Origin of the sequence: Erysipelatoclostridium sp. MSK.7.34 (genome assembly GCF_019041935.1) — a bacterium.
GTDB classification, from domain to species: Bacteria; Bacillota_I; Bacilli_A; order Erysipelotrichales; family Coprobacillaceae; genus Thomasclavelia; species Thomasclavelia ramosa.
Map to the genome: position 1 here is coordinate 33494 of NZ_JAHPYJ010000023.1, position 25005 is coordinate 58498.

General features: G+C 30.4%; 28 protein-coding genes. 8 read left to right on the plus strand and 20 right to left on the minus strand.

Annotated elements, in window-relative coordinates:
- Window positions 1–36 precede the first annotated feature (36 nt).
- Window positions 37–381: a helix-turn-helix domain-containing protein gene (locus KTF99_RS13515; protein WP_003538366.1), complete on the plus strand. Its 345-nt coding sequence runs from the start codon at window positions 37–39 to the stop codon at window positions 379–381.
- 9 nt (window positions 382–390) lie between these two features.
- On the opposite strand, the gene KTF99_RS13520 is transcribed toward KTF99_RS13515, so the two are convergent.
- Complete coding sequence (locus tag KTF99_RS13520) at window positions 391–930, minus strand: metallophosphoesterase family protein (RefSeq protein ID WP_003538365.1); 540 nt, start codon at window positions 928–930, stop codon at window positions 391–393.
- Window positions 931–1340: 410 nt separating this feature from the next.
- Between KTF99_RS13520 and KTF99_RS13525 the strand changes: the two genes are divergently transcribed.
- The 7 genes from KTF99_RS13525 (at window position 1341) to purF (ending at window position 8358) form a co-directional block, all read left to right on the plus strand.
- Complete coding sequence (locus tag KTF99_RS13525) at window positions 1341–1655, plus strand: PTS sugar transporter subunit IIB (RefSeq protein WP_003538364.1); 315 nt, start codon at window positions 1341–1343, stop codon at window positions 1653–1655.
- 95 nt (window positions 1656–1750) lie between these two features.
- Complete coding sequence (locus KTF99_RS13530; protein ID WP_003538363.1) at window positions 1751–2068, plus strand: PTS sugar transporter subunit IIB; 318 nt, start codon at window positions 1751–1753, stop codon at window positions 2066–2068.
- A 130-nt stretch (window positions 2069–2198) separates the two neighbouring features.
- Entirely contained in the window at window positions 2199–2471 is a 273-nt protein-coding gene (locus KTF99_RS13535) for an ACT domain-containing protein (RefSeq protein WP_003538362.1), read from the plus strand.
- Between the two features lie 11 nt (window positions 2472–2482).
- Entirely contained in the window at window positions 2483–3847 is a 1365-nt protein-coding gene (locus tag KTF99_RS13540) for a PFL family protein (protein WP_008791731.1), read from the plus strand.
- 46 nt (window positions 3848–3893) lie between these two features.
- Window positions 3894–5120, plus strand: a complete 1227-nt coding sequence (locus KTF99_RS13545; protein ID WP_003538357.1) for an ATP-binding protein — start codon at window positions 3894–3896, stop codon at window positions 5118–5120.
- Between the two features lie 15 nt (window positions 5121–5135).
- Window positions 5136–6863 (plus strand): GNAT family N-acetyltransferase, encoded by a 1728-nt coding sequence (locus KTF99_RS13550; RefSeq protein WP_117581878.1) that lies wholly within the window; start codon window positions 5136–5138, stop codon window positions 6861–6863.
- Between the two features lie 70 nt (window positions 6864–6933).
- Window positions 6934–8358: an amidophosphoribosyltransferase gene (gene purF, locus KTF99_RS13555; protein WP_003538353.1), complete on the plus strand. Its 1425-nt coding sequence runs from the start codon at window positions 6934–6936 to the stop codon at window positions 8356–8358.
- A 165-nt stretch (window positions 8359–8523) separates the two neighbouring features.
- Here purF and KTF99_RS13560 read toward each other — a convergent pair whose 3' ends face one another.
- From KTF99_RS13560 to KTF99_RS13655, 19 genes are all read right to left on the minus strand, one after another.
- Window positions 8524–8790 carry a hypothetical protein gene (locus tag KTF99_RS13560; protein ID WP_029480014.1) on the minus strand — a complete coding sequence of 89 codons (267 nt, stop codon included), beginning with the start codon at window positions 8788–8790 and terminating at the stop codon, window positions 8524–8526.
- 8 nt (window positions 8791–8798) lie between these two features.
- Window positions 8799–9980 (minus strand): phosphopentomutase, encoded by a 1182-nt coding sequence (locus KTF99_RS13565; RefSeq protein WP_008791732.1) that lies wholly within the window; start codon window positions 9978–9980, stop codon window positions 8799–8801.
- A 78-nt stretch (window positions 9981–10058) separates the two neighbouring features.
- Window positions 10059–10997: a site-specific tyrosine recombinase XerD gene (gene xerD / locus KTF99_RS13570; RefSeq protein ID WP_081723938.1), complete on the minus strand. Its 939-nt coding sequence runs from the start codon at window positions 10995–10997 to the stop codon at window positions 10059–10061.
- Between the two features lie 59 nt (window positions 10998–11056).
- Window positions 11057–11620 carry a hypothetical protein gene (locus tag KTF99_RS13575; RefSeq protein ID WP_008791733.1) on the minus strand — a complete coding sequence of 188 codons (564 nt, stop codon included), beginning with the start codon at window positions 11618–11620 and terminating at the stop codon, window positions 11057–11059.
- Window positions 11621–11670: 50 nt separating this feature from the next.
- A complete protein-coding gene (locus tag KTF99_RS13580) occupies window positions 11671–12873 on the minus strand; it encodes a DNA polymerase IV (RefSeq protein WP_008791734.1) in 1203 nt (400 codons plus the stop codon).
- Window positions 12874–12875: 2 nt separating this feature from the next.
- On the minus strand, window positions 12876–13445 hold the full coding sequence (locus tag KTF99_RS17680) for an AzlC family ABC transporter permease (protein WP_029480010.1): 570 nt from the start codon (window positions 13443–13445) through the stop codon (window positions 12876–12878).
- Window positions 13446–13531: 86 nt separating this feature from the next.
- Complete coding sequence (locus KTF99_RS13595; protein ID WP_003538314.1) at window positions 13532–14521, minus strand: SpoIVB peptidase S55 domain-containing protein; 990 nt, start codon at window positions 14519–14521, stop codon at window positions 13532–13534.
- A gap of 53 nt (window positions 14522–14574) precedes the next feature.
- Window positions 14575–16230: a DNA repair protein RecN gene (recN, locus tag KTF99_RS13600; RefSeq protein ID WP_029480008.1), complete on the minus strand. Its 1656-nt coding sequence runs from the start codon at window positions 16228–16230 to the stop codon at window positions 14575–14577.
- A gap of 8 nt (window positions 16231–16238) precedes the next feature.
- A complete protein-coding gene (locus KTF99_RS13605) occupies window positions 16239–17039 on the minus strand; it encodes a TlyA family RNA methyltransferase (RefSeq protein ID WP_003538311.1) in 801 nt (266 codons plus the stop codon).
- Complete coding sequence (dxs, locus tag KTF99_RS13610; protein WP_003538309.1) at window positions 17020–18891, minus strand: 1-deoxy-D-xylulose-5-phosphate synthase; 1872 nt, start codon at window positions 18889–18891, stop codon at window positions 17020–17022. Before dxs ends, KTF99_RS13605 begins: the two co-directional genes overlap by 20 nt.
- On the minus strand, window positions 18891–19739 hold the full coding sequence (locus KTF99_RS13615; protein WP_003538307.1) for a polyprenyl synthetase family protein: 849 nt from the start codon (window positions 19737–19739) through the stop codon (window positions 18891–18893). Before KTF99_RS13615 ends, dxs begins: the two co-directional genes overlap by 1 nt.
- Before the next feature lies 1 nt (window position 19740).
- Window positions 19741–19956: an exodeoxyribonuclease VII small subunit gene (gene xseB, locus KTF99_RS13620; protein ID WP_008791738.1), complete on the minus strand. Its 216-nt coding sequence runs from the start codon at window positions 19954–19956 to the stop codon at window positions 19741–19743.
- 10 nt (window positions 19957–19966) lie between these two features.
- Window positions 19967–21283 (minus strand): exodeoxyribonuclease VII large subunit, encoded by a 1317-nt coding sequence (xseA, locus tag KTF99_RS13625; RefSeq protein ID WP_003538303.1) that lies wholly within the window; start codon window positions 21281–21283, stop codon window positions 19967–19969.
- Window positions 21283–21687 carry a transcription antitermination factor NusB gene (gene nusB / locus KTF99_RS13630; protein WP_003538301.1) on the minus strand — a complete coding sequence of 135 codons (405 nt, stop codon included), beginning with the start codon at window positions 21685–21687 and terminating at the stop codon, window positions 21283–21285. Before nusB ends, xseA begins: the two co-directional genes overlap by 1 nt.
- 104 nt (window positions 21688–21791) lie before the next feature.
- On the minus strand, window positions 21792–22130 hold the full coding sequence (locus KTF99_RS13635; protein ID WP_008791739.1) for an Asp23/Gls24 family envelope stress response protein: 339 nt from the start codon (window positions 22128–22130) through the stop codon (window positions 21792–21794).
- Window positions 22131–22180: 50 nt separating this feature from the next.
- Window positions 22181–22651 (minus strand): SpoIIIAH-like family protein, encoded by a 471-nt coding sequence (locus KTF99_RS13640; protein ID WP_003538299.1) that lies wholly within the window; start codon window positions 22649–22651, stop codon window positions 22181–22183.
- A 79-nt stretch (window positions 22652–22730) separates the two neighbouring features.
- Complete coding sequence (gene efp / locus KTF99_RS13645; protein WP_003538298.1) at window positions 22731–23288, minus strand: elongation factor P; 558 nt, start codon at window positions 23286–23288, stop codon at window positions 22731–22733.
- 75 nt (window positions 23289–23363) lie between these two features.
- On the minus strand, window positions 23364–23744 hold the full coding sequence (locus KTF99_RS13650; RefSeq protein WP_008791740.1) for a hypothetical protein: 381 nt from the start codon (window positions 23742–23744) through the stop codon (window positions 23364–23366).
- Between the two features lie 245 nt (window positions 23745–23989).
- A partial coding sequence (locus tag KTF99_RS13655) for a tyrosine-type recombinase/integrase (RefSeq protein WP_254210179.1) occupies window positions 23990–25005 on the minus strand: 1016 nt, incomplete at its 5' end.

Consider the following 25005-nt stretch of genomic DNA (forward strand, 5'->3'; position numbering starts at 1 on the left):
TAAGGAAAATGCTAAAATCTATTTATCGGAGGTATAATGATGATTGATAAAGATTTAGCGGCACGATTAAAATCTTATCGGAATTTCAAACACCTGACACAAAAGGATGTTGCTGCTTATTTAAAAGTACCACATTCAGCCATTTCAGATATTGAAAATGGTAAGAGGGATATTACAGTAGGGGAATTAAGAATATTTTCTAACTTATATGGACGAAGTGTAGAAGAAATAATGAGTGGTAAAAAATACGACTACTATAATATTGCTAATATCGCACGGTTGTTAACAGAGTTACCGGATGAAGATTTAAAAGAAGTAATGTTTATGATTGAATATAAGCGTAAGCGAAATGAAGAAAAAAATAGAAGTGAGAAATTTTAAATCTCACTTCTATTTTAGTATTTGCTTAAATTCTTCTAAAACGATTTTTCCATCGTCTAGAACCATTTTTGAGCATTCTTCAAAAGTTTCACTATTATAATAATTTACTTTTATAGTATCACCGATTTCCACGATTGCAAAGGTTCCGAAACCATATGAACCTCGATTGATCATCACACTGCCTGGATTAATAATATAACGGTTACCAATTTGGGTATATGCAGGAACATGAGTATGTCCGTGAAAACAGATATCAATATTATTAGCAATCATATATTGCTTTATTTTATCATTTCCGTAGTATATATCGTAAGCATTTCCATGAGTAATTAAACAGCGATATTTTCCAATTTCTAAAATAATATTGACTGGAAAATCTTCATCATCATGATTACCTTTTACAGTATAATATTTGTTTAACAAGAAATCATCTTTTTTTAAGGATGAATCTCCACAATGTAAATAATAATCCATCTTAGGATATGTTTGATTAATTTTTTGAAATAATTCATTTTGTAAATGAGTATCACTAATTACTAATACCTGCATGTAAAATCACTTCCTTCTTTATCTATCATAACATATTTGAAAAAGGATAAAAATAAAGATAATTATTCTTTGACACCAATGGTCTAGACAAGTACAGAAGAATAGCGGCTGTTATACTATAAAAAAAGATTTATTTGAAATATTTTATAAAAGAAAAATTAAAATTTTTAGATTCTTTTTTTATAATTCCACTTCAAAAAAACGGTGTTAAAGAGCTTTAAAAATTGATGATTCTAACAAGGAAAATTTTAAAATGGCAAGATTTATTAACTAAGAGTAGAAGTTATTTTTTACTAAAAAATTCATTTTTAATTGTAAAAAAATAAAGCATTTCAGCCAAGAAAGTGTTTACATTCTAAGCCATTCGGTGTAAAATTAATTTAGGTAAAAAAAAAGGAGTGTATATTATTATGAAAACTATTTTATTAGTGTGTTCAGCAGGTATGTCTACTAGCTTACTAGTAACAAAAATGGAAGGTGCTGCTAAAGATGCAGGTGTTGAATGTAAAATTTTTGCATTACCATTCTCTGATGCACCAAGAGTATTAGAAGAAGTAGATTGTATTTTACTTGGCCCACAAGTTAGATTCCAAAAAGCTGCTATTGAAAAATTGGCTGCTGGACGTAAAGCAGGAGCTATCCCTGTTGATGTAATCGATATGAGAGATTATGGAACTATGAACGGTAAAGCTGTATTTGAAGCTGCAATGAAAATGATTGGGTAATCAAAAAGCTTAAACTGAAATAACAAAAGATAAAACGGGCGTTTTTTGTGATGCCCTTTTTATATGAAATTTAACAATAAAGGAGAGAGTTAGTTATGGCAACAAGAATTATGTTAGTATGTGCTGCAGGTATGTCTACTAGTTTATTAGTAACAAAAATGGAAGTAGCAGCAAAAGAAGCTGGAGAAGAAGTAGAAATCTTTGCTTTACCTTTGACAGAAGGTGAAAAAATTATTGATACTGTAGATTGTGTATTACTTGGCCCACAAGTTAGATATGCAAAAAAAGAAGTTGAAAAAATTATTGCAGATACTGGAAAAGATATTCCTTATGATGTAATTGAAATGAAAGATTACGGAATGATGAATGGTAAAGCTGTTTACGAATTTGCTAAAAAATTAATGGGAAGATAATTCCTTACGATTAAATAAAAACGGATAAATTTTATCCGTTTTTATTTTGACGAAATTTCAAGAAATAGGGGTTTTATATTGTATACAACTATGATATAATATCCTAAATAATTAGGAGGTAGGTAATAGTATGCAAAAGGGGATTATTACAGTAGTAGGAAAAGATCAAGTAGGAATTATTGCTAAGGTTTGTAGTTTTTTAGCGGAGAAACAAGTTAATATCTTGGATATTTCTCAAACTATCATTCAAGGTTATTTTAACATGATGATGATTGTAGAACTAAGTTCAATTACCGAAGAATTTGGAACTATCTGTGAAGATTTAGATAAATTAGGTGAAGAAATCGGAGTAAATATTAAATTACAACATGAAAACATTTTTAATAAAATGCATCGTATTTAAGGAGAATCGGAATGATTAATTTATTTGAAGTAGCAGAAACAAATAAAATGATTGAGCAAGAAAATCTTGATGTGAGAACAATTACATTAGGGATCAGTTTATTAGACTGTATGGATCATGATATTGATGTTTTATGTGAAAATATTTATAAAAAAATTACTACCGTAGCTAAGAATCTAGTCTCTACGGGTAAACAAATCGAAATGAAATATGGAATTCCTATTGTCAATAAAAGAATTTCAGTAACACCAATTGGATTTGTTGGCTCTAATGCTTGCAAATCAACAGCGGACTTTGTTAAAATTGCTAAAACATTGGATAAATGTGCTCATGAAACTGGAGTTAATTTCATCGGTGGTTATACAGCAATTGTTTCCAAAGGAATGACAAAGGCGGAAGAATTATTAATTCGTTCAATTCCTGAAGCAATGAAAGTTACTAGTAATGTTTGTAGTTCGGTAAATGTTGGATCAACTAAAACTGGTATTAATATGGATGCAGTAAAATTAATGGGGGAAATCATTCATGAAACTGCAGATTTAACTAAGGAAAATGATTCTATTGGTTGTGCTAAGTTAGTTGTTTTATGCAATGCACCTGACGATAATCCATTTATGGCTGGGGCTTTCCATGGGGTTAGTGAAGCAGACGCAATTATAAATGTTGGAGTTAGTGGCCCGGGTGTTGTTAAAAATGCTATTGCCAATGCCAAAGGAAAAGATTTTGGAGAGTTATGTGAAATTATCAAGAAAACTGCGTTTAAAATTACTCGCGTAGGTCAATTAGTTGCTTTAGAAGCGTCGGAAAAATTGGGGATTCCTTTTGGAATCATCGATTTATCATTAGCTCCAACTCCAGCAATCGGTGATAGTATCGCCGATTGTTTAGAAGGAATGGGCTTGGATAGTGTTGGTGCTCCAGGAACAACAGCTGCATTAGCAATCTTGAATGATCAAGTTAAAAAAGGTGGCGTTATGGCTTCTTCATATGTTGGTGGATTAAGTGGAGCATTTATTCCAGTCAGTGAAGATCAAGGTATGATTGATGCTGTAAACCGTGGCGCATTAACACTTGAAAAATTAGAAGCTATGACATGTGTATGTTCAGTTGGACTTGATATGATTGCGATTCCTGGAGATACTCCAGTCACTACTTTATCTGGAATCATTGCCGATGAAATGGCAATTGGTATGATCAATCAAAAAACCACAGCTGTTAGAATTATTCCTGTAATCGGTAAAAATGTTGGTGAAGTAGTAGAATTTGGGGGACTATTGGGTTATGCACCTGTAATGCCAGTAAACCAATTTGGATGTGCTGAATTTATTAATCGTGGTGGTAGAATTCCTGCACCAATTCATAGTTTTAAAAATTAAAAGACGTTAACTCGTCTTTTTCATTATATTGAAAGGAAAATGTAAAATGAATGATTTAATAGTTTTTAATCCATTGTATAAAAATAAAGATATTGCTGAGTGTTTTGCATTATATACTGAAGTAGTAGATGGGAAACTTGAAAATAGCAGTAAATTTGTTTCATTGTTAATTAAATTAGCTGAAAAATACAACTTGTACGATAATCTATTTAATAGTTTATTAACTTATTTGTTAATTAATAATGAAAATTCGTTTACTCTAGCATTAGAAAGAAAAAAAACAATAGCTGCTAATTTAAAAGAAATTGTTATGAATGATTTTAAGATTATTTTCAAAATGTTTAATACGGATTTTAGTGTCTTGCCATTAGCACAACAAAATTTGATAACAGGATTCACACCTTCAAAGCCTGTCATTAATATTGAACTATTCGAAGTTTCAAAAACATTACAGGACAATTTAACTGCCTGTAATGATGTTGAATCATTTTATAATGTATTAGAAAACTTCTTTTTAACGTATGGAGTTGGAAAATTTGGATTAAATAAAGCATTTCGTTATGAAAATGAGCAAATTAGTCCTATAATACATATAGGTAATGGGCGACTAGATCAGTTGATTGGTTATGAAAGCCAAAAAGAAAAACTTACCCAAAATACCGAGGCATTTTTAGCAGGAAAAAAAGCAAACAATGTTTTATTATACGGTGATAGTGGAACTGGTAAATCAAGTAGTATTAAAGCTTTATTAAACGAATATTATAAAGATGGTCTAAGAATGATAGAAGTTTATAAACATCAGTTTATAAATCTTCCTAGTATTATTCAAGAATTACAGTCACGTAATTATAAATTTGTATTATTCATGGATGATTTATCGTTTGAGGAATTTGAAATTGAGTATAAATACTTAAAAGCAGTCATTGAAGGCGGGTTAGAAAAGAAACCTGATAATATTTTGATTTATGCAACAAGTAATCGCCGTCATTTAGTAAAACAAACATGGGGTGATCGTCAAGATCAGGATGAGGTTAATGTAAATGATGCTAAACAAGAAAAAACATCATTAAGTTCAAGATTTGGTGTTAAAATTTTATTTATGCATCCAGATCGTCAAAATTATTTAGATATTGTTGATGGTTTAGCCGAACAATATGGTTTAATGATGGAGCGTAACGAATTGCATCAAAAAGCATTAACTTGGGAAATTCGTCACGGTGGATTTTCAGGAAGAACTGCCAAACAATTTATTAATGCAATGCTAGGTAAATAAAACAATAGGAGTAATATGCGAAAATTATTATTAAACGATTATCACAAAATAAAAAAATATTTAGACGATGCAAATTATGAGGGCTATAATTCTAATTTTGTCACAATGATGATGTGGGATCATGAATATGAAATATATTATGAAATAAAAGATAATTTCATGGTTATGTTACACACATATTTAGACGAAAAGTTTTTTGCAATGCCTTTTTGCAAACCAGAGTACTACTATGAAGCAATCGAATATATGCAAAACTATGCTAAAGAGCATAACTTTCTTTTTAGAATCGATTTAGCTGTTGAAGAATCTATGAGTTTAATTAAAGAAAGATATGGAGATAAGTTTTTGTATTTGCATAATGAAGATTTTGATGATTATGTCTATACAAAAAAATCTCTAGAATCTTTGGCAGGAAAAAAAATGCAAAAGAGAAGAAATCACTTTAATGCGTTTGTTAAAGAAAATCCGAATTATATTTATAAAGAAATTGAAGATGAAGATGTTGATAATGTTTTACAGTGTCTCAAAAAATGGGATTTTTCTCATCGAATAGAAGAGAGTGTTATTTCTGAGTATATCGGGATTGTCTACTTGTTAGTACATCGTCATGAATTGGAAATAAAAACTGGCTGTATTTACATTAACGGACAGTTAGAAGCATTTATTATTGGTTCCCCACTTAAACACAGTACCGTTCAAATTCACGTAGAGAAGGCTAATAAAGATATTAGAGGATTATATGTGGCAATTGGTAAATTCTTCCTAGAACGAAATTTTGAGGGTTATGAATTTGTTAACCGTGAGGAAGATATGGGATTAGAATCACTACGCCGTGCTAAACAAATGCTGCACCCAGTTAAAATGGTTAAGAAATATAATATTGTTCCTAGTAACCTATCAATTATGCCGGCAGCAGATAATGATCTGCATTCAATTATTGACCTATGGCGTGATAGTTTTGAAGATGAAGACAAGCAAACAACTAACTTTTATTTTATGAAATGTTACAGCAAAGAAAATACATATCTATTAAAAAATAACAACTTCCTTGTTTCAATGATGCAAATAGTCCCATATACCATTGTTCTGGATAATCAGGAGATAAAGGCATACTTTATTCTTGGTGTTGCTACTAATAAGAATTATCAAAAGCAAGGAATGATGAAAAAGTTAATGAACTATGTGCTTAACTTGCCAAAATATGCTGGTCAAAAAGTTTTACTTCAAGCTTACATGCCAGAAATTTATTATAATTTTGGATTTAATAAAGATTATTATCATAAAATTACAAATGTTGACAAAAAATCATATCAAAATGATTATGATTTAACAGTTATTGAAGATCTGGATTTTGTAAATTCACTTAAATTATATAATGATTTCACAAAAGATTTTAATGGTTATCGTAAAAGAGATATCGACTATTACCAAAATTACTTAATCGCACGTTGCCGTGCTTATAATGATCGAATAAAATTATTTTATGATAATGCTAAAATAATTGGATATGCAATTTATCATGAAAGTGCTTCTAAAATTGAGGTCAGTGAAATAATCTATACTAATTATGAAAGTCTAAATAAAATCGTTTGTTTCTTATCAAAAACAAACAAAGAACTGATTATTGAAAGTGATTTAAACAATGAAATAATTGGTGATTGTACGTATATATGTACAATGTTGACCAATTTTTTAAAAAATAGTTGTCAAGATAATAAATTTTATATAAATGAGTGCCTATAATACCTATTTTTTATTGACTAACCTATCTCTGCATTATAAAATGTAAAAGTATTTAAGAGGAGGTTAGTTAATGTTTTCAAAAGATCGAGAATTACATGAGGAATGTGGAGTATTTGCAGTTTGTGGATATGAAAATGCTGCAGCAATGTGCTACTATGGATTACATAGTTTACAACACCGGGGGCAAGAAGCTGCTGGTATTGTTGTAAAAAATAAAGAAGCTTTGTCAATTCAAAAGGGTGAAGGGCTAGTTACTGAAGTATTTGATCAAGATAAAATTAGCAAAATGAAAGGTGATCATGCTATTGGTCATGTTCGTTATTCAACAGCTGGTGGTGGTGGAATTGCTAATGTTCAGCCATTATTATTTAGAACCTTAAATGGATCTTTAGGAATTGCGCACAATGGAAATATTGTTAATGCCAATGTCTTAAAGGCGGACTTAGAAAAAAAAGGAAGTATTTTTTCTAGTTCTTCAGATACTGAGATTTTAGGTCATTTAATTATGCGTGAAGAAGGTCATATGATTGATCGTATTTGTAATTCCTTAAACAAACTTGATGGTGCATTTGCCTTTTTGATTTTGATTGAGAATGCTTTGTATGTAGCAAGAGATAAGTATGGTTTGCGACCTGTTTCTATTGGTCAATTGCCTAATGGGGCATATGTATTTTCATCAGAAACGTGTGCATTTGAAGTTGTTGGTGCAAAATTTGTTCGTGATTTAGAACCTGGTGAAATCGTTAGAGTCAAAGACGGTCAAATCAAATCAAAGCTTTATACAAATGATGTTACTGATAAAATATGTGCAATGGAATATATTTATTTTTCACGACCAGATAGTAATTTAGATGGAATAAATGTTCATACAACTAGAAAACTTGCTGGTAAACAATTATTTAAAGAAGCACCAGTAGAAGCTGATTTAGTTATTGGTGTTCCTGATTCTTCTATTTCTGCTGCAATCGGATATGCAGAAGCAGCTAATATTCCTTATGAAATGGGTCTGATTAAGAATAAATATGTAGGTCGTACTTTTATTCAACCTACTCAAGAAATGAGAGAGCAGGGGGTTCGAATGAAATTATCTGCAGTTTCTTCAATTGTTAAAGGAAAACGTGTTGTTATGATTGATGATTCAATTGTACGTGGAACTACCTCTAAAAGAATTGTACGATTGTTAAAAGAAGCTGGTGCTAGAGAAGTGCATGTAAGAATTGCTTCACCAGCAATCAAATATCCTTGTTTTTATGGTGTTGATATGTCAACCATGGACGAATTAATTTCTAATCGTTTGAATGTTAATGAATTATGCAATTATATTGAAGCTGATTCACTTGCCTTTATTACTGAAGAAGGAATTGATAAATCTATCCATTTTAATAAAGAAAAACATAAATGTAGTTTATGTTTAGCTTGTTTCAATGGTGAATATGTAACAAATTTATATGATTCATTTGAAATGGATAAAATCAAGAAAGGTAAGGAATATTAAAAACTCCTTACCTCTTATAATTATTAAAGTAGATATAACATATATAACTTCGCATAATGTATATTATGTAAATTTTATAATTAATTTTTAATAGACAAACAGAAATAAATTGATCGATAAATCCTAATTAAAAGCATTCCAATAATCTTAGAATGCTTTTATAAACTATAAGTTATTAATTAATACCGTTGTATTTAAAAACAAGAAAACAATTCCTACCACTATTAAGTATAAGTATAATTTAATTTGATGATTTTTTTTATAATTATTATATAATGCTAAAATACCGCAAATTATTAATATGCTTGCAATTATATAAAATAATATTATGCTAACGGCTGTCTTGGTCATTAATCCTGCAGCAAAGATAAACGTTCCAATTGCATAAGCTAAAATTGACATCACGATCAATCGTTTTGTATTATCTTCCATAAATTCTCCTATTTAATTAATTCTAAAATTGATTGGCCAATAGTTGGTAATTCGATACCAAAATTATCTGCAATTGTAGCACCAATTACAGCAAAAGATTCCATATCATGTAAATGACGTGGCTTCAATAATTCCTTTGAATAAATAATTAATGGAACTTGTTCACGAGTATGATCAGTACCACTATAAGTTGGATCATTACCATGATCAGCAGTGATCATTAATAAATCATCATGATTTAAATATTTCATTAATTCCTCCAATTGCTTATCAAAATCTACAATTGCTTGCCCATAGCCCTCAGGATTACGCCGATGACCGTATACTGCATCAAAATCTACAAGATTAACAAAACACAATCCTTTAAATTCTGATTTTGCAAGTTCAACAGTTTTTTCCATTCCATCCTGATTACTTACCGTCTTAACTGCTTTAGTAATTCCTTGATCAACAAAAATATCCGGAATTTTCCCAACTCCAATAACATCAAACTGTTTATCTTTCAAATTATCAAGAACAGTCCGTCCAAATGGTGCTAAGGCCAAATCATGACGATTGGCAGTACGTTTGAATTCCCCTACCCTTTTTCCTACATATGGTCGAGCAATAACTCTACCAACTTTCCAACGCTCATCCATGGCTATTTCACGAGCAATTTCGCATGCTTTATACAATTCTTCTAACGGGATAATCTCTTCATTTGCAGCTATTTGAAAAACTGAATCAGCTGAAGTATATACGATCCAATCACCTGTTTTTATCTGATGTTCACCATACTCATCAAGAATTGCTGTACCACTTGCAGCCTTATTGCCAACACATTTACGCCCAGTTTTTTCTTCAAAAAGTTCAATAAATTCTTGAGGAAAGCCGGTTTCGGTAAATGTAATAAATGGTTTTTCAGTTTTAAGCCCCATCATTTCCCAATGACCGGTCATAGTATCTTTACCATTAGAAATCTCGTTTAAAGCTAAAGTATATCCTAATTGTGAAGTTAATTGATGTATTCCAGAAAAATTACCCAAACTTCCTAATCCTAATCCTTCCAAATTTGGTAAATCAAGGCCATTGCAGGCATTACATATATGTTTTAAAGTATTTGATCCTTCATCGTTATATAAATTAGCATCTTTTGCATTACCAATTCCTAAGGAATCACACACAATTAAAAAAACTCTGTTGTATTTCATCTTGTCCTCCATTCCTTGCGTCACTTTTTACGCAATCATAAGTATATCATTAAATTGTTTCCATATCTAGACATTATTTTACCCATCATTATGCTTTTTTATGCGTGGGTGGAATTGCTGATACTCACTTCTAATCTTTTGATTCGAAATATGTGTATAAATAGTTGTTGTACTAATATCACTGTGGCCAAGCAATTCTTGAATAGAACGCAAATCAGCACCATTTTCTAAAAGATGAGTTGCAAACGTATGCCGAAAAGTATGAGGCGAGACTTTTTTAGTTATAGAAGTTGAATTTACAATTGTTTGTAATATAGAATAAAATTCTTCTCTACTTAATCTTTGACCATGCTTATTAAAAAATAATAAACTATCATTTTTTATATTAAATTCAGCTCGATAATCATTTATGTATTGTTCCAATATCTCTCCAACATATGAACCGATTGGAATCATTCTCTCTTTGTTTCCTTTTCCAATAACTTTGATAAATCCCATTTTAATATTTAAATCTTTCAAAGTAAGATTCAACAATTCTGAAATACGCATACCCGTTGCATATAGCAATTCAACCATACATCTATTTCTCGTACTAATTGCATCACAAACAATGATCCCATCAAGTATCTCTATCATTTCTTCTTGAGACAAAACAATAGGTAATTTTTTATCTCTTTTCGGTAAGGTAAAACTACTCATGAGATTTTCTTTCACAATATTTTCTTTCACTAAAAAAATATATAACATTCGTAAAGAAACAAGTTTACGAGAAATTGAATTAGTACAGTTTGTTTTCGATAACTCCTTTAAATAAAGATGAATATGTTCTTTATTAATATTTTCAATTTGATTAATTTCATATTCCTCACCGATAAAATTAGAAAAAGCAATCAAATCTCGTAGATAAGAATAAATAGTATTCTTACTCAAACCTTTTTCAACAATCAAATATTGCTTATATTCACTTAAGGCATCTTTAATTAACATAAATTTAGCAAGTACTACACTTACTTTCACCTCACCTTCACTTAATAATTATATCACGTTTAAATTTAACCATACTAACGATTTGCTAACTAAAGTGCATAAACCTTAAATGCCATTGATAATGTGACTATTATTAAGATAATTATTACGTAATCTAAGATATAATTAATTATTTTTCGACTATTAAATACTTCTGTTGTCAAAAATGAAATTGTAAAACAATTTATTGATAATCTAATAGAAATTATAGAAATAATATAAGTTAATGCTAATTCAATAATTAATTGTGGAAAAAAACCTAAAAAAAGCATAGATGCATCAAACGTATTTAAAGTAAAATAAAAAATACTTGCAATCGATAATTGCATTCCTTTTGTAAAAATAACAAAACTATTAAAAATTGTTCCTAAAAAACTAGTTGAAATTATTAGAGATAAAAATATGTAGAAACTAGTAATTGTAATATATAGATTATAATTATTGGTTGCCTCATTATCTTTGAAAAAAAAGATATATTTACATAAATTTAATAGGGCTTCATTACCATAAAAATAATAAATAATGCCAAATAAGATACCAAAAACAAATAATATTGCAGAAAATATATTAATTAATACTTTTTCATTTCTAAAAACTTTATTTAAAATGCTCATAAGTTATCCTCCGTTTATACAACTTATGAGCAAATCATTATTTTATTCTTTTATTTTAAATATTTCTTTTGGGGAGTCTTTTTTGCAAATGATGAAGCTTTAGTCACCAGCTTCTTATCAAATTTATTATTGATAGCATTTAGTAACTGTTCAAGAGAATCATCATTGGTTTCATCCTCTTGCGCCATTTCAAAAATATTAAGTTGTTCTTTGTAGTTCTTCTTATTGATTGTATTATTTAAACTGATGCCTAAAAGACGCACAGGTCGACCGCTATAATTAGCATCAAATAACATTTTTGCAGTAGATAATATGGTTTCATAATCATTAATAAATGAATTGACAGTAGTTTGTCTAGTAACACTTTCAAAGCGAGTATATTTTATAGTAATCGAGATTGAATTTGAAATTAAGTTGCGCTTATTAGCTCGCGCTGAAACTTGGCGAGCTAAACTCTTTAATGTATCCCTTAGTATTTCCTCATCATTTGTATCATATGGTAAAGTAGTTGAGTTTCCTACAGACTTTAATTCATTTTGTTTAGCATCAACAGCGCTATTATCAATTCCATTGGCTTTACGATACAATAGTAGCGCATTTTTGCCAATAATTTGTCTTAGTTTATTATAGTTATCATAATTTGCAATATCACCAATTGTATTAATTCCTACTGCTTTAAGCTTTGGCTGAGTTTTTTTACCAATTCCAAACATATCCTTAATATCTAATGGCCACATTATTTCTTTTAAATTAGACCTTGTAAGTATAGTAATTCCCATTGGTTTTTTCATATCGCTTGCCATTTTTGCTAAAAATTTATTCGGTGCGATTCCAATAGAACAGCGTAAACTTAAATGTTCATATATATTTTTTTGAATTTCTTTAGCAAGTAATATTGGATGAATCTGTTTATCTATAATTATTTTAGTTACATCTACATAGCATTCATCAATACTAGCAACCTCTAAAATTTCGCTATAAGAAGCTACTATTGAAAAAAAATCATTAGATAAACGATGATATAATTCAAAATCGGCAGGTAAAACAATTAAATCTTTGCACAATTCTAATGCTTGAAATAGTGGCATTGCAGAGTGAATGCCAAATTCACGGGCTTCATAAGAAGCTGTGGTAATAATACTTCGTCGTGATTTACCAGATATAACTATTGGTTTTCCTTTTAAGTCAGGATTACGTGATATTTCTGCACTTGCGTAAAATGCATTAAGATCAATGTGGAAAACAACTTGCATTACTATACCTCCTTTATGCAAAAATCACTTGAATGCAAATCATATATGTAATTGTGCCTACTAAAATCGATAATAAAGTATTTTCCTTTAATAAATGAATTATAATGGTAATTGAAACGGCAATTATTTCTGGAAAACCATGATTTCCGGAAATAAAAGTTGTATCCCTTAAACAATATACAACTAACATTGCCATAATTGAATATGTTACTTTTAAAATCATTTTTCACAAGTAAAGAAAATGTTTCATCCGTTAATGAAAAAATCATATAAAGTTTTAATTTCCCTAAAAAATTAAATTTTTTTAACATTGATAATCCATAAACTAAATGCCTTGCATTAACCATCAGTGTCATAATAAATGAACTAATAAAAGAAGCTTGACCAGCTAATAAAGAAATTGTTACAAACTGCATACTTCCCGCATATATAAAACAGCTCATAATAAATGCATAATAAATTGGAAATCCTTTAGAAACAAGCAACATTCCAAAAGCAAATCCTAAGACTAAATATCCCATCATAACGGGGATACTTTCTTTAAATGCACTTTTTATCGTTAATAAATTCATCATGTTTCCCCCTTAACTGTATAATTATACTAAAAATCTCACCAAATTGAAATAAAAAGGTGCTCAATTTGAGCACCTTTTTATCCTTATTTATCCATCTCAAGCATCCAATCTATATATAGACCATAGCCAATAATTGGATTATTACCTGATACATGAGTCACACACCCAACTATTTTGTTATTTTGAATAATCGGTGATCCACTCATTCCTTGTACAATTCCATTAGCTTTATTAATTACTTCTTGATCTGTCACAGTAAATTCAATTCCCTTTTCTTTTATAGAATCCTGGTCATTCAATTTAGTGATTTCAATTTCACACTTCTGGATTTTATCACCATCTAAAACAGTTAAAAAGTAGGCTTTTCCTAATTTAGTTTCTTCAATAGATGCAGTTTCCATCATTTCTCGTTTTGAAATATCATAATTATAAGTTCCATAAATACCAAATTGACTATGGCTGTTTATACTACCTATTTCAATATTGGAAATGTCTGCAATTTTATTTCCTGAAGATTGCGTTGTTGCTTTTTTAATACTAGTTACTGTACTTTCAAAAATATTACCATTTTGAATAAGCTCTTCGCTGTCAAGTTTAGAGTCACTCATTGCATGTCCTAAAGCTCCAAAAGTACTAGTTGCCGGGTTATAAAATGTAAGTGTTCCAACCCCGCTAATTGCATCTTTGACATATAATCCCGTAGAAAATTGCTGATTTTCATAAACGACCTGGAGGTCGTGGTGGAGGGTTTCTTTACCTCTTTTAATGGTTAAATCATATCTGGGATTAGCTATATCGCCTTCTTTAATAACATTGCTTAATTCTTCAATACTTGTTACCTTTTGATTGTTAATTGCGACAATAATATCTCCAACTTTAAAATCTTTTGCTAGTGGATCGTAGCTTTCATTACCGACTTTGATCTTATATCCTCCTGTAATAACCACACCTTGATAATCTAGTTCGATTCCAATGGAATCTCCACCAGGTACTAGAGAAATAGCATATATTGCAATTGGATTAATAATGGCTAAAGCTAAGATAAAGGAAAGGATTAGCTTTTTAAAAAGCATAGAAACCTCCTTGTAACATTCGTTACATCATAGTTTGGTTTCTATGCTTTTAATTATTCACTACTTATTTTTAATTTTTTTGCATGATTTATTGATTCCTGAGATACTTCTTTTCCAGAAATCAATTTAGCAATTTCATTAATACTTTGATCATAAGATAATTCTTTAATCTTTACATTTGTATAATTGTCATTGCTTGATTTTTGGATCAAATAATGATTTTTAGCAAAAGCGGCAACTTGTGCTAAATGAGTAATGCACAATACTTGATGCTGCTTGCTAATATATTTCATCTTTGCTCCAATACTTTCAGCCACTTTACCACTAACGCCAGTATCAGCTTCATCAAAAATAATTGTTTCCACAGAGCTCGAAGATAAGGACAATATCTTGATTGCCAACATAATTCTGGACATTTCTCCACCTGAAGCTACTTTATTCAACGGTTTTAATGTTTGTCCAGCATTTGTAGAAATTAAGAATTCTACATTATCTTGTCCATTTTTTTGAAAATCAACTAATTTAAAATCAACCTTAAAAACAACTTTATCTAAATATAAAGATTTTAATTCTTTTGTAACTAATTCAGTAAATTCTTTAGCTTTTGATTGCCTTAATCTAGTAATTTGCTCAGCTACTGATTTGGTCTCTTGATAAGCAATATCCAATTGTTTTTTTAAATCATTCAAATATGTTTCCCGATTGTTAAAAGCAGCAACTTTCATTTCTAAATCTTCTTTAGCTTCTTTAATCGCCTCAATTGATTGTCCGTACTTTCTTTTTAAACGATTTAATTTAAAAAAGACTTCTTGAATTTCATTTAAACGATATTCATCAAAATTAGTACTATTAAATTCATTGATTATTTCATCATCAAGATCAATTAAATTATAATATAGGTCATACATCCTTTCATACGTATTTTGATATTGAGGATTATCGTTTAATTCTTCTAATTCGCTTAATGCATTGCTTAATGTTGCTAGAGCACCACGATCACCATTCATATATTGTCGATATTTAGAAATTTGCTCATTTGTTTTCTCATAACTTTGAAGCAGTTTTTTTTCACGTTCTAACTCATCTTCATCTAATTCTTCAAGATCAAGACTATTAATTTCAGCTAATTGAGCTTGATAAAATTCTAATTGCTCATCACTCAGCTCTTCGTTTAATGCTTTTTGATAGTCACGATTTATTTCTCTATAAGTACGATATGCTAGTGAGTATGTCTGAAATAATTTTTTTAAAGGCTGATTAATGAACTCATCTAAAATAATTAAATGATTTTCAGCATCAAAAAGACTATGGGTTTCAAATTGTGAATGAATATCAATTAAATCAGCCATGATTGATTGTAATACCATTTTTGAAACATTACGATAATTAATTTTAATAATCGATTTATTATCACGATTAAAAGATTTTGAAACAACTAATTTATCTTCATAATCAATACGATATTCTTTTAATTTATTTAAGACTGGTGACTTAGCACCAATTGTAAAAACACCCTCAATAAAACATTCATCACAATCAGCTTTAATAAAACTTGATTGACTACGATTTCCCATTAATTGACCAATCGCATCAATAATAATTGATTTTCCTGCCCCAGTTTCTCCCGTAAGAACAGTCATATGATTATGAAAATCGACTTCAAGACGGTCGATAATAGCAAAATTTTCAATATATATACTCTCTAACATTATCTCACCTACCCTTTAAAACAATTATGTGCTGTTTCTACAACTCTTTCTATGTCAATGGCAACATTATTACCATCTTTAACAAAAAGCCCTAGAAACTCGATATTCCCTTCACCACCAGTTATTGGCGAATAAGTTAACTTTTCTAAAACAAAGCCATCATGATTTGCATATTCAATAACATGTTGAATTACTTTTTGATGGACAGATGGTTCTTTGACTATTCCCTTTTTCCCAACTTCTTCACGTCCAGCTTCAAACTGCGGTTTGATTAGTGCTACAACTTGATTACCACTATGTAAAATATTTTTTAATGCATCAAAAATATACTTCAAAGAAATAAAAGATACATCAATTGAAGCAAAAGTAGGAATTCCATGTTCAAACAGTTCACTTGTTGCATATCTAAAATTTGTTTGTTCTTTTACAATAACACGTGGATCATTGCGTAATTTCCAAACTAATTGATTGGTTCCAACATCAATTGCATAAACTAGTTTTACACCATTCTGTAAAGCACAATCGGTAAACCCACCTGTTGAACTGCCGATATCGACCATTATTCTATCCGTTATATCTAATTCAAACTCCTTTAAGGCACGTTCCAGTTTTAAGCCACCACGTGACACATATGGCATTATGTTTCCTTTAACATGAAGATTTGAATCTATTGGAATTTTTGTTCCCGGTTTATCAATAATATCATAATCATCATGAACAATCCCGGCCATAATCGCGCGTTTAGCTTTTTCACGAGAATCAAAAAAGCCCTGTTCGACTAATAAAACATCAATTCTTTCCTTCTTCATTTAGTATCTCCTTAACTTTTTGATAAAAAGTATCCATATCTAAACCCTCATCTTGTAAAATTTGTGCAACTGTTCCTTGAACAGAATAGTGGTCATCTACTCCAAAACTATGAATCCGTTTTAAAATATTATTTTGGCTATAATAATAAGCAATATTACTAGCTAAAGAACCAGTTTTTAATTCTGTTTCATAAACAATCAACGGTTTTTCATCAATAATTTCATTTAACATATCTTCATCCATAGGTTTAATAAATAAAGCATCAATAATTCTAACTTTTATCTCTTTATCTTTAAAAAATTCACGAATCAAGTTAACGTTTTGACCATAACAAATAATTGTTACATCGTAATCTTTTCGATTTACAACTTGCCATTTACCAATAGTTAAAAGCTCATCACCTACATTCATATCTTCAATATCGCCTCGAGGGATTCTTAAAATGTAAGGATGATCGTTATTCTTTAAATATGTGTTAATAAAGCGTTTAGCATCATAACTATTACTTGGAGTACAAATTATTACATTTGGCAGAGGTGTTAATATTCCTAAATCAAAAACACCATGATGTGTAGGTCCGTCTGCTCCAACAAATCCACAGCGATCAACACAAATCAAGCAGCCCAGATCCATTCTTGCAATATCATGATTTATTTGATCATATGCACGTTGTAAAAATGAAGAATAGATAGAAATAAATGGCTTTTTTTGAGAAATTGCTAACCCTGCTGTAAAAGTCAAAGCATGCTCTTCAGCAATTCCAACATCAAAACTTCGCTCAGGATAATGCATAAAAATATTATCCATTGCAGAACCATGAATCATGGCAGGGGTAATAGCAACAATATCCTGATCTGATTTCATCTGCCTTTCAATATGATCAGCAACCATTTTTGACCAACTTATTTTCGAACTAGTTCCCGCACCTTTCATAGTTCCGTCTTCAATATTGAATGGGGCAATCCCATGCCATTTACCGGCAATATCATTTTCGGCGTATTTATAGCCACGCCCTTTTTTCGTAACCACGTGAACTACAACACTAGTTTTTGCACTTTTAGCTAAATTTAAAACCCTAATTAGATCATCAAAATCATGACCATTTACCGGACCCAGATAATCAACCCCAAAATCTTCAAAAATTGTATCATCAATCAATCCATGCTTAACAAAATCTTTAACTCGTTTGGAAACATTAAAAATCATCTTACCTATTTTATTGTGCGAAGTAATATTGCGATAATCCTCTTTTAAATTATTATATGTACCACTAATTCTTATTGAAGATAAAAAATCACCAAAACCACCAACACTTTTACCAATTGCCATTTGGTTGTCATTTAAAATAATAATCACTTTATTATTAATTGAGCCAAGATGATTTAATGCTTCTAAAGATTCACCCCCAACCATTGCAGCATCGCCAATCACAGGTAAAATATGATAATTTTCATGATTCAAGTCTCTTGCTACTGCCATTCCCAAGGCCCCGCTTAATGCAGTTGAGGAATGACCAGCTTCCCAAGGGTCATGTTCACTTTCACAACGCTTTTGAAAGCCTGAAAGTCCCTTATATTGGCGTAGTGTAGAAAATTGACCAGCACGTCCCGTTAAAATTTTATGAACATAAGACTGGTGTCCTACATCAAAGAAAATTTTATCTTTAGGGGAATTAAAAACATAATGGAGTGCAATGCTCAATTCTACAACTCCTAAGTTACTCGAAAGATGTCCTCCCGTTTTTGAAATATTATTAATCAAAAATTTGCGGATATCATCGGCTAATTGATTCAATTGTCTAATATCCAGCTCTTTTAAAAAAGAGGGATCTGTAATTTTTTCTAGATCCATTATTTCACTCTTTTCTTTAATTTTTCCATTATTTCTAGAATTAATCCATGATTAATCTTTAATTTATAAATTAATTCCATTGCTTCTTTAAAATATTGCTCAACAATCATTTGAGATTGTTCTACTCCCATCAAAGTTACATATGTAGATTTATGATTTACTTGATCACTACCAACTTTTTTTCCTAATAAACTACTATCACCAACTACATCTAAAACATCATCTTGAATTTGAAAAGCTAAACCAATCTTATAACCGATTTCTACCCATGTTTTTTGGTCATCGGGATTAGCAATTAACGCTCCCATTTTCATCGCTGCACTGATTAAGTCTCCTGTTTTATGGTGATGAATCAAATCTAACTGATCACGAGTAGCCAATTTAGTTTCGTATTCCATATCCAATGCTTGCCCTAAAATCATTCCGTTAATACCGCTGGCTTGATATAAAGTTGCTAACAACGAGATTTTTAATTCATCAGGAACTTTTGTTTTAATAATTACATTAACAGCTTCATTCAATAATGCATCGCCAGCTAAAATGGCAGTTGCTTCATCAAATTGTTTATGACAAGTTAGTCGCCCACGTCTTAAATCATCATTATCCATACCTGGTAAATCATCATGAATCAATGAATACGTATGTATCATCTCAATTGCACAAGCAATATCTAGATAATCTTGGTAATTTTTATCATAACTACGAATCACCTGCAGCATCATTACCGGACGAATCCTTTTTCCACCGGCCATCAAAGAATATTTCATGGCTTCTTTAACTTTAGAATCGCCAAATTCCTCAATGATTTCTAATAATCGTTCATTAATTTGTTCAATTAAATTTTCCATGTTATTCCTCGATTTTTAGATCTTCTAACTTTCCATCCACTAAGATTTTTGCTACTTTATCTTCAATTCCAGCTAACTTATCACTACAAATCTTTGATAGTTTTATTCCCTCTTGAAATAAATCTACACTTTTTTCAAGTGATATTTGGTTATTTTCGAGAGCCGCAATAATTTCTTCTAAGCGACTCATTGCTTGTTCAAATGTTATATTGTCCATAAATTAACCTCTATTCTATAATGGCCTTTTTAATGCCATTATGTAATTTTAATTCAATTTTATCACCACTATTTAAATCATCAACTGATGAAATAACATGATCTTCTTTTAAAACAATTGCATAACCACGTTCTAATGTTTTAAGGGGTGATAAAGTATTTAATTTTGATAATGAATAATAAAACTTTTCTTGATTATGTTGTAATTTACGTTTAATCTCAAGACTCATCGTTCGATTAATTGTATCTAAACGATTTCGCTGATTTAGTGTAAATAAATTGGCTTGATGATTAAAAGTTTGTATTAAATTGCTTGCTTTGTTTTGTTTTTCAATCAAATCATGGTTAAAAACATTATTTAATTGATCATATAAATAATCAATTTTAGCCGTCTTATCTTCAAACATTTTTTGAGGATTTTTAAATAAATAGAATGACTTTAATCGATTTAAATTTTCTTTATTTAATATAATTTTTTGTTTCATTAAATTATTTAAAGTATATTTTATATTGTCTACAGCCTGCTGTAATTCAAATAAGTCCGGTGTTGCTTTAATTGCCGCAGCCGTTGGTGTTGCAGCACGATAATCTGCAACAAAATCACAAATAGTAAAATCAACTTCATGACCAACACCGCTAATAATAGGTGTCTTACATTGATAAATTGCTCGAGCTAATCCTTCCTCGTTGAAGTTCCATAAGTCTTCTAATGAACCTCCGCCTCTTGCAATAATAATTTCACTAAATCCTAGTGTATCAACATATCTAAGTGTTCTAATTATTTCCAAATATGCATCCTTACCCTGGACTGGAATTGGAAATACGATTACACGAACGACAGGAAAACGCAAGTGAATGGTTCTAATAATATCAGCAAGAGCAGCACTAGGATAGGCTGACAAAACTGCAATCTTACTAGGAAATTTAGGAATTACTAATTTATTTTCAGGGTTAAATAAACCTTCGCTAGCTAACTGCTTTTTTAATTGTTCATATTTTAAAAATAAATTTCCTAATCCATCTTGTTCAATTGTATCAACATACAATTGATAGGTGCCTGCTACATCATATACTGACACACTAGCTTGAACAAGTACTTTCATCCCATTGGTCAAATCAAAAGGAACTTTACTAGCTTTTGAAGAGAACATTACTGCATTTATTCTTGAATGCTCATCTTTTAGCGTAAAATAAAAATGTCCTGAACTATGATGTTTAAAATTAGAAACCTCACCTTTGATTAAGATTCGCTGTAATTGACTATCAGAATCAATTTTAGCTTTTAAATAACGATTAAGTGCACTAACCGTCAGATATCGTTTTTCCACTATTTAATCCTATTAAGTAATCCATTAATGAATTTATAAGCATCACTATCACAATATTTTTTTGATAATTCAACCGCTTCATTAATGATTACTTCTTTACTTTGTTCAGTTTCTAAAAGTTCATAACATCCAACTAATAAAATTGCAAGTTCCATTTTTGATAATCTATCTAACGTCCATCCGGGTTTTAAATATTTAGCAACTTCAGCTTTATAACGTTCAATGTTACTAGCAATACTTATAATAAACATAAAACAATAATCAAAATCATCTTGATTGCTAGATAAATCCTTATCACTGTTTAAATATTCACGAATCTCATCTTCATTTGTATCTACTAGCAGTTTTTGATAAGTTGCAATTACTGCTTTTTCTCTAATTATTTTTTTTCTATATTTTTTCATCTAATCCGTCCTTCCAAAATATCTATCATGATTTTACCATATTTGCACTTTAAAATAAACGAAATGCATCATAATAAAACAAAAAAGATTATCCGAAGATAACCTTAAAAATTAATTCCTTTAACTTCAATATTTACTTTAACATTTTTGATTCCTGTCATTTCAAAACAGCTTTGAGCTATTTTATTTTGTAAGGCACTAGTCACTGATGCAACATTCAATCCATAATCAATTAGTACATCAACATCAATAATTACTTGGTTATTTTTATTAATATTTGTTCTAACTGGCCCACTTCCAGGCATTGGGATCATATTTCCTTCAAATTGAACACCATCAACTGACTCAACTGCTTTTACAACTATAGCTTGAAAAACGCTCAAACCAATATTTAAAGCTCCTAAATTAGATTCTTTTTCTACTGAATAATATTCTTGACTCATATTAAATGCTCCTTTATATACTCCCATTGTATATAAATTTAAGATAAAATTCAAGTCTCACTGATAAACTTGACTTCAACTTGATACTCATTTTTAGTCTTTTCCATAACTGTTTTAATAATACTGTTAGCATCACTACTACTTGCTTCCTTTTTATCAATAACTACTTTAATCGTTTTATTCTCAACCTCAACAAATGCATTCTTAAAACCAGCATCATTAATTATCTTTGTAATTTTTGCTTCTAAAGCAGCAGTTTCTTTAGCTTCACTAATATTAGCCAAAGCAGCAGCGATTTTATTACTATCGCTATCACTTGATGCAATAATTGCATTATTTTCACTAATTAAATCTGCTCTTTCTTTTTCTAAATTTTGTTGTAATACTTCAATTTGCGATAATTCTTCATTATTAACAGATACTTCACTGGCTTCACCTTCAGGTGGTAGAAGAATATAGTAAATTGAAAGTACCAAAATTAGACTAAATAGGGTTAAAAAAGTAATGGCTTGTCTATTCATATTATTTCTCCTTTTATCAACTACTTTAATATATGCTAAAAGTTAAAATATATGAAAAAAAACACTAGTTAAACTAGTGTTAAGCTCTTCCTTGATATTTTCCATCAACTGTATTAACAATGACAACTTCACCTTCAGAAATAAATAAAGGTACTTTAATTTGAAATCCAGTTTCGATAATTGCATTTTTTGTTGCCCCAGTAGCTGTATCACCTTTTACTGCTGGTTCAGTTTCTGTAATAGTGAAAGGTACATTAATTGGTAAAGATACCCCTAATACTTCTCCTTCATAACTAGTTACTTCAACTTCATCACTTTCTTTTAAGAAATTCATTTCCCATTCTAAGTTTCCAGCAGGAATTTCGATTTGTTCGTAAGTTTCATTATCCATGAAAACTAAAGCATCTCCTGAATTATATAAATATTGCATTTTACGTTTATCGATATGTGCTTTTTTTACTTTATCATTTCCACCAAAAGTAATTTCAGTAGTTGCTCCAGAACGCATATTTTTCATTTTAACTTTGATATTTGCAGCCGCACGAGCTGTTTTATTATGAGAATAATCAAGCACTACATATAAGTTACCTTCATATTCAAAAGTAATTCCTGGTCTTAAATCTCCAACACTAATCATTTTAAAATCTCCTTACTTGTAATTTACTTTGTGATTATATCAAAAATCATCGATAAAGTGAAGTGATTTTAGTAACTATTGATAATCAAACGATGATATTACTAGCGTTTCGATATTAATCTCCAAATTAAAACTGTATGATGAATCATTTTGTTTGATTGTTGTAACAATATAATAGTAACTCCCCATATCATCCACTGTATAATTAATGAAATAATCATCAATACTTATTTCATCACTAAAAAGAAGATCATTTAAAATTGTTTCTTTATAATATCTCAGTATTGTTATTTCCAACAAACGTGCCCTATCTAATTCTCTGATTCGTTCTAGACTGCGGCTATTCTCTATTATATTATTAAAAACAAGACTTATGTTTAAGATTAAAACAATAAAAATAACTAACACGACTTGAAGAATCGTACCCCGATTATTACAATACTGTTTCAACTTCATCTTTTTCATTCTCACTTATTTGATAATCAGTAGCAATAAGATAAACATGTTCTTTATTATCGACTATTATTTGTATAAAATTATATATGTCTTTTTGACTATCTTTTTATATTTTCTTAAATGTCCGCAAAGCCTTATTTTATAGGCTCTACGGGCATTTTTCTTTTGTGGTAAACCTCACATATCTAGGTCTATCTTCTTATATTTTCGCTATCAATCGTGGTTAAAATCGTGGTAAATACTTCTTATGCGATTAGACGCTGAACCTCTGATTTTGCGGTATCTATGGACGCATGAGCGTACCAGTTCATTGTGATACTGATGTTTGAATGTCCCATGATATACTGTAAATCTTTCGGGTTCATGTTCTTGCTTGCCAGTCTTGTGCAGAATGTATGGCGTAGCGTATGCGGTGTGATATGTGGCAAGGGTTTGTCCTTGTGGTGCTTGTTGTATTTCTTTACCATACGGACAAATAAGGCGTTGTAATCAATCGCAACTTTGGGCTTGCCTTTATGATTGACAAATAAGAAATTGCTCCGTCCGTCTATCACAAATGGTTCTGCCTTTGGGCGTTTTTTCATAACCCGTTGAAATGCCTGTATTGTTTCTCTGCTTAATGGCACTTGCCTTATTCCGCTCTTTGTCTTAGGCGTTTCAATATAATAACCCTGTTCCTTGCTCTTTAGTAACTGGTGGTCGATAACCACAACTTCATTCTTGAAATCAATATCGGCTACTGTCAGTCCGCACAGTTCCGAGATACGAAGTCCTGTTTTTAATAATATCAGCACATCATCATAATGCTTGTGATACACATTGTCCGTCTTGATAAATGAGAGTAGGACTTGTTCCTGTTCCTCTGTCAATGCGACTTTCTCTTTGGTATCATTTTCTAGGACTTCACTTAACTTGAAATCAAAAGGGTTTTTCCTTACACAATCGTCTTGTATGGCGATATAGAATGACGCTTTTAACGAGCGTTTATGGTTGTTAATGGTGTTATAGGAAAAGCCTTTGTCTTTCATGCGTAATGCCCATTCCTTAGCGTCAGAGGGTTTTATCGTATCAATGCTCCTAGCACCTAACTTATCCTCTTTTAATAACCGCATGAGTTGTTCCCTTTGTTTCATTGTGCTTTTCTTCACATTTGCCCTTTGTGCGTTCTGTTTGGCATAGAGTTGGCAAAGCGTCATTTTCTTGCCTGTGCTGTCGATACCGTCCTCAATATCCCGTCTTATCTGCTGTTCCAGTTCTCGAA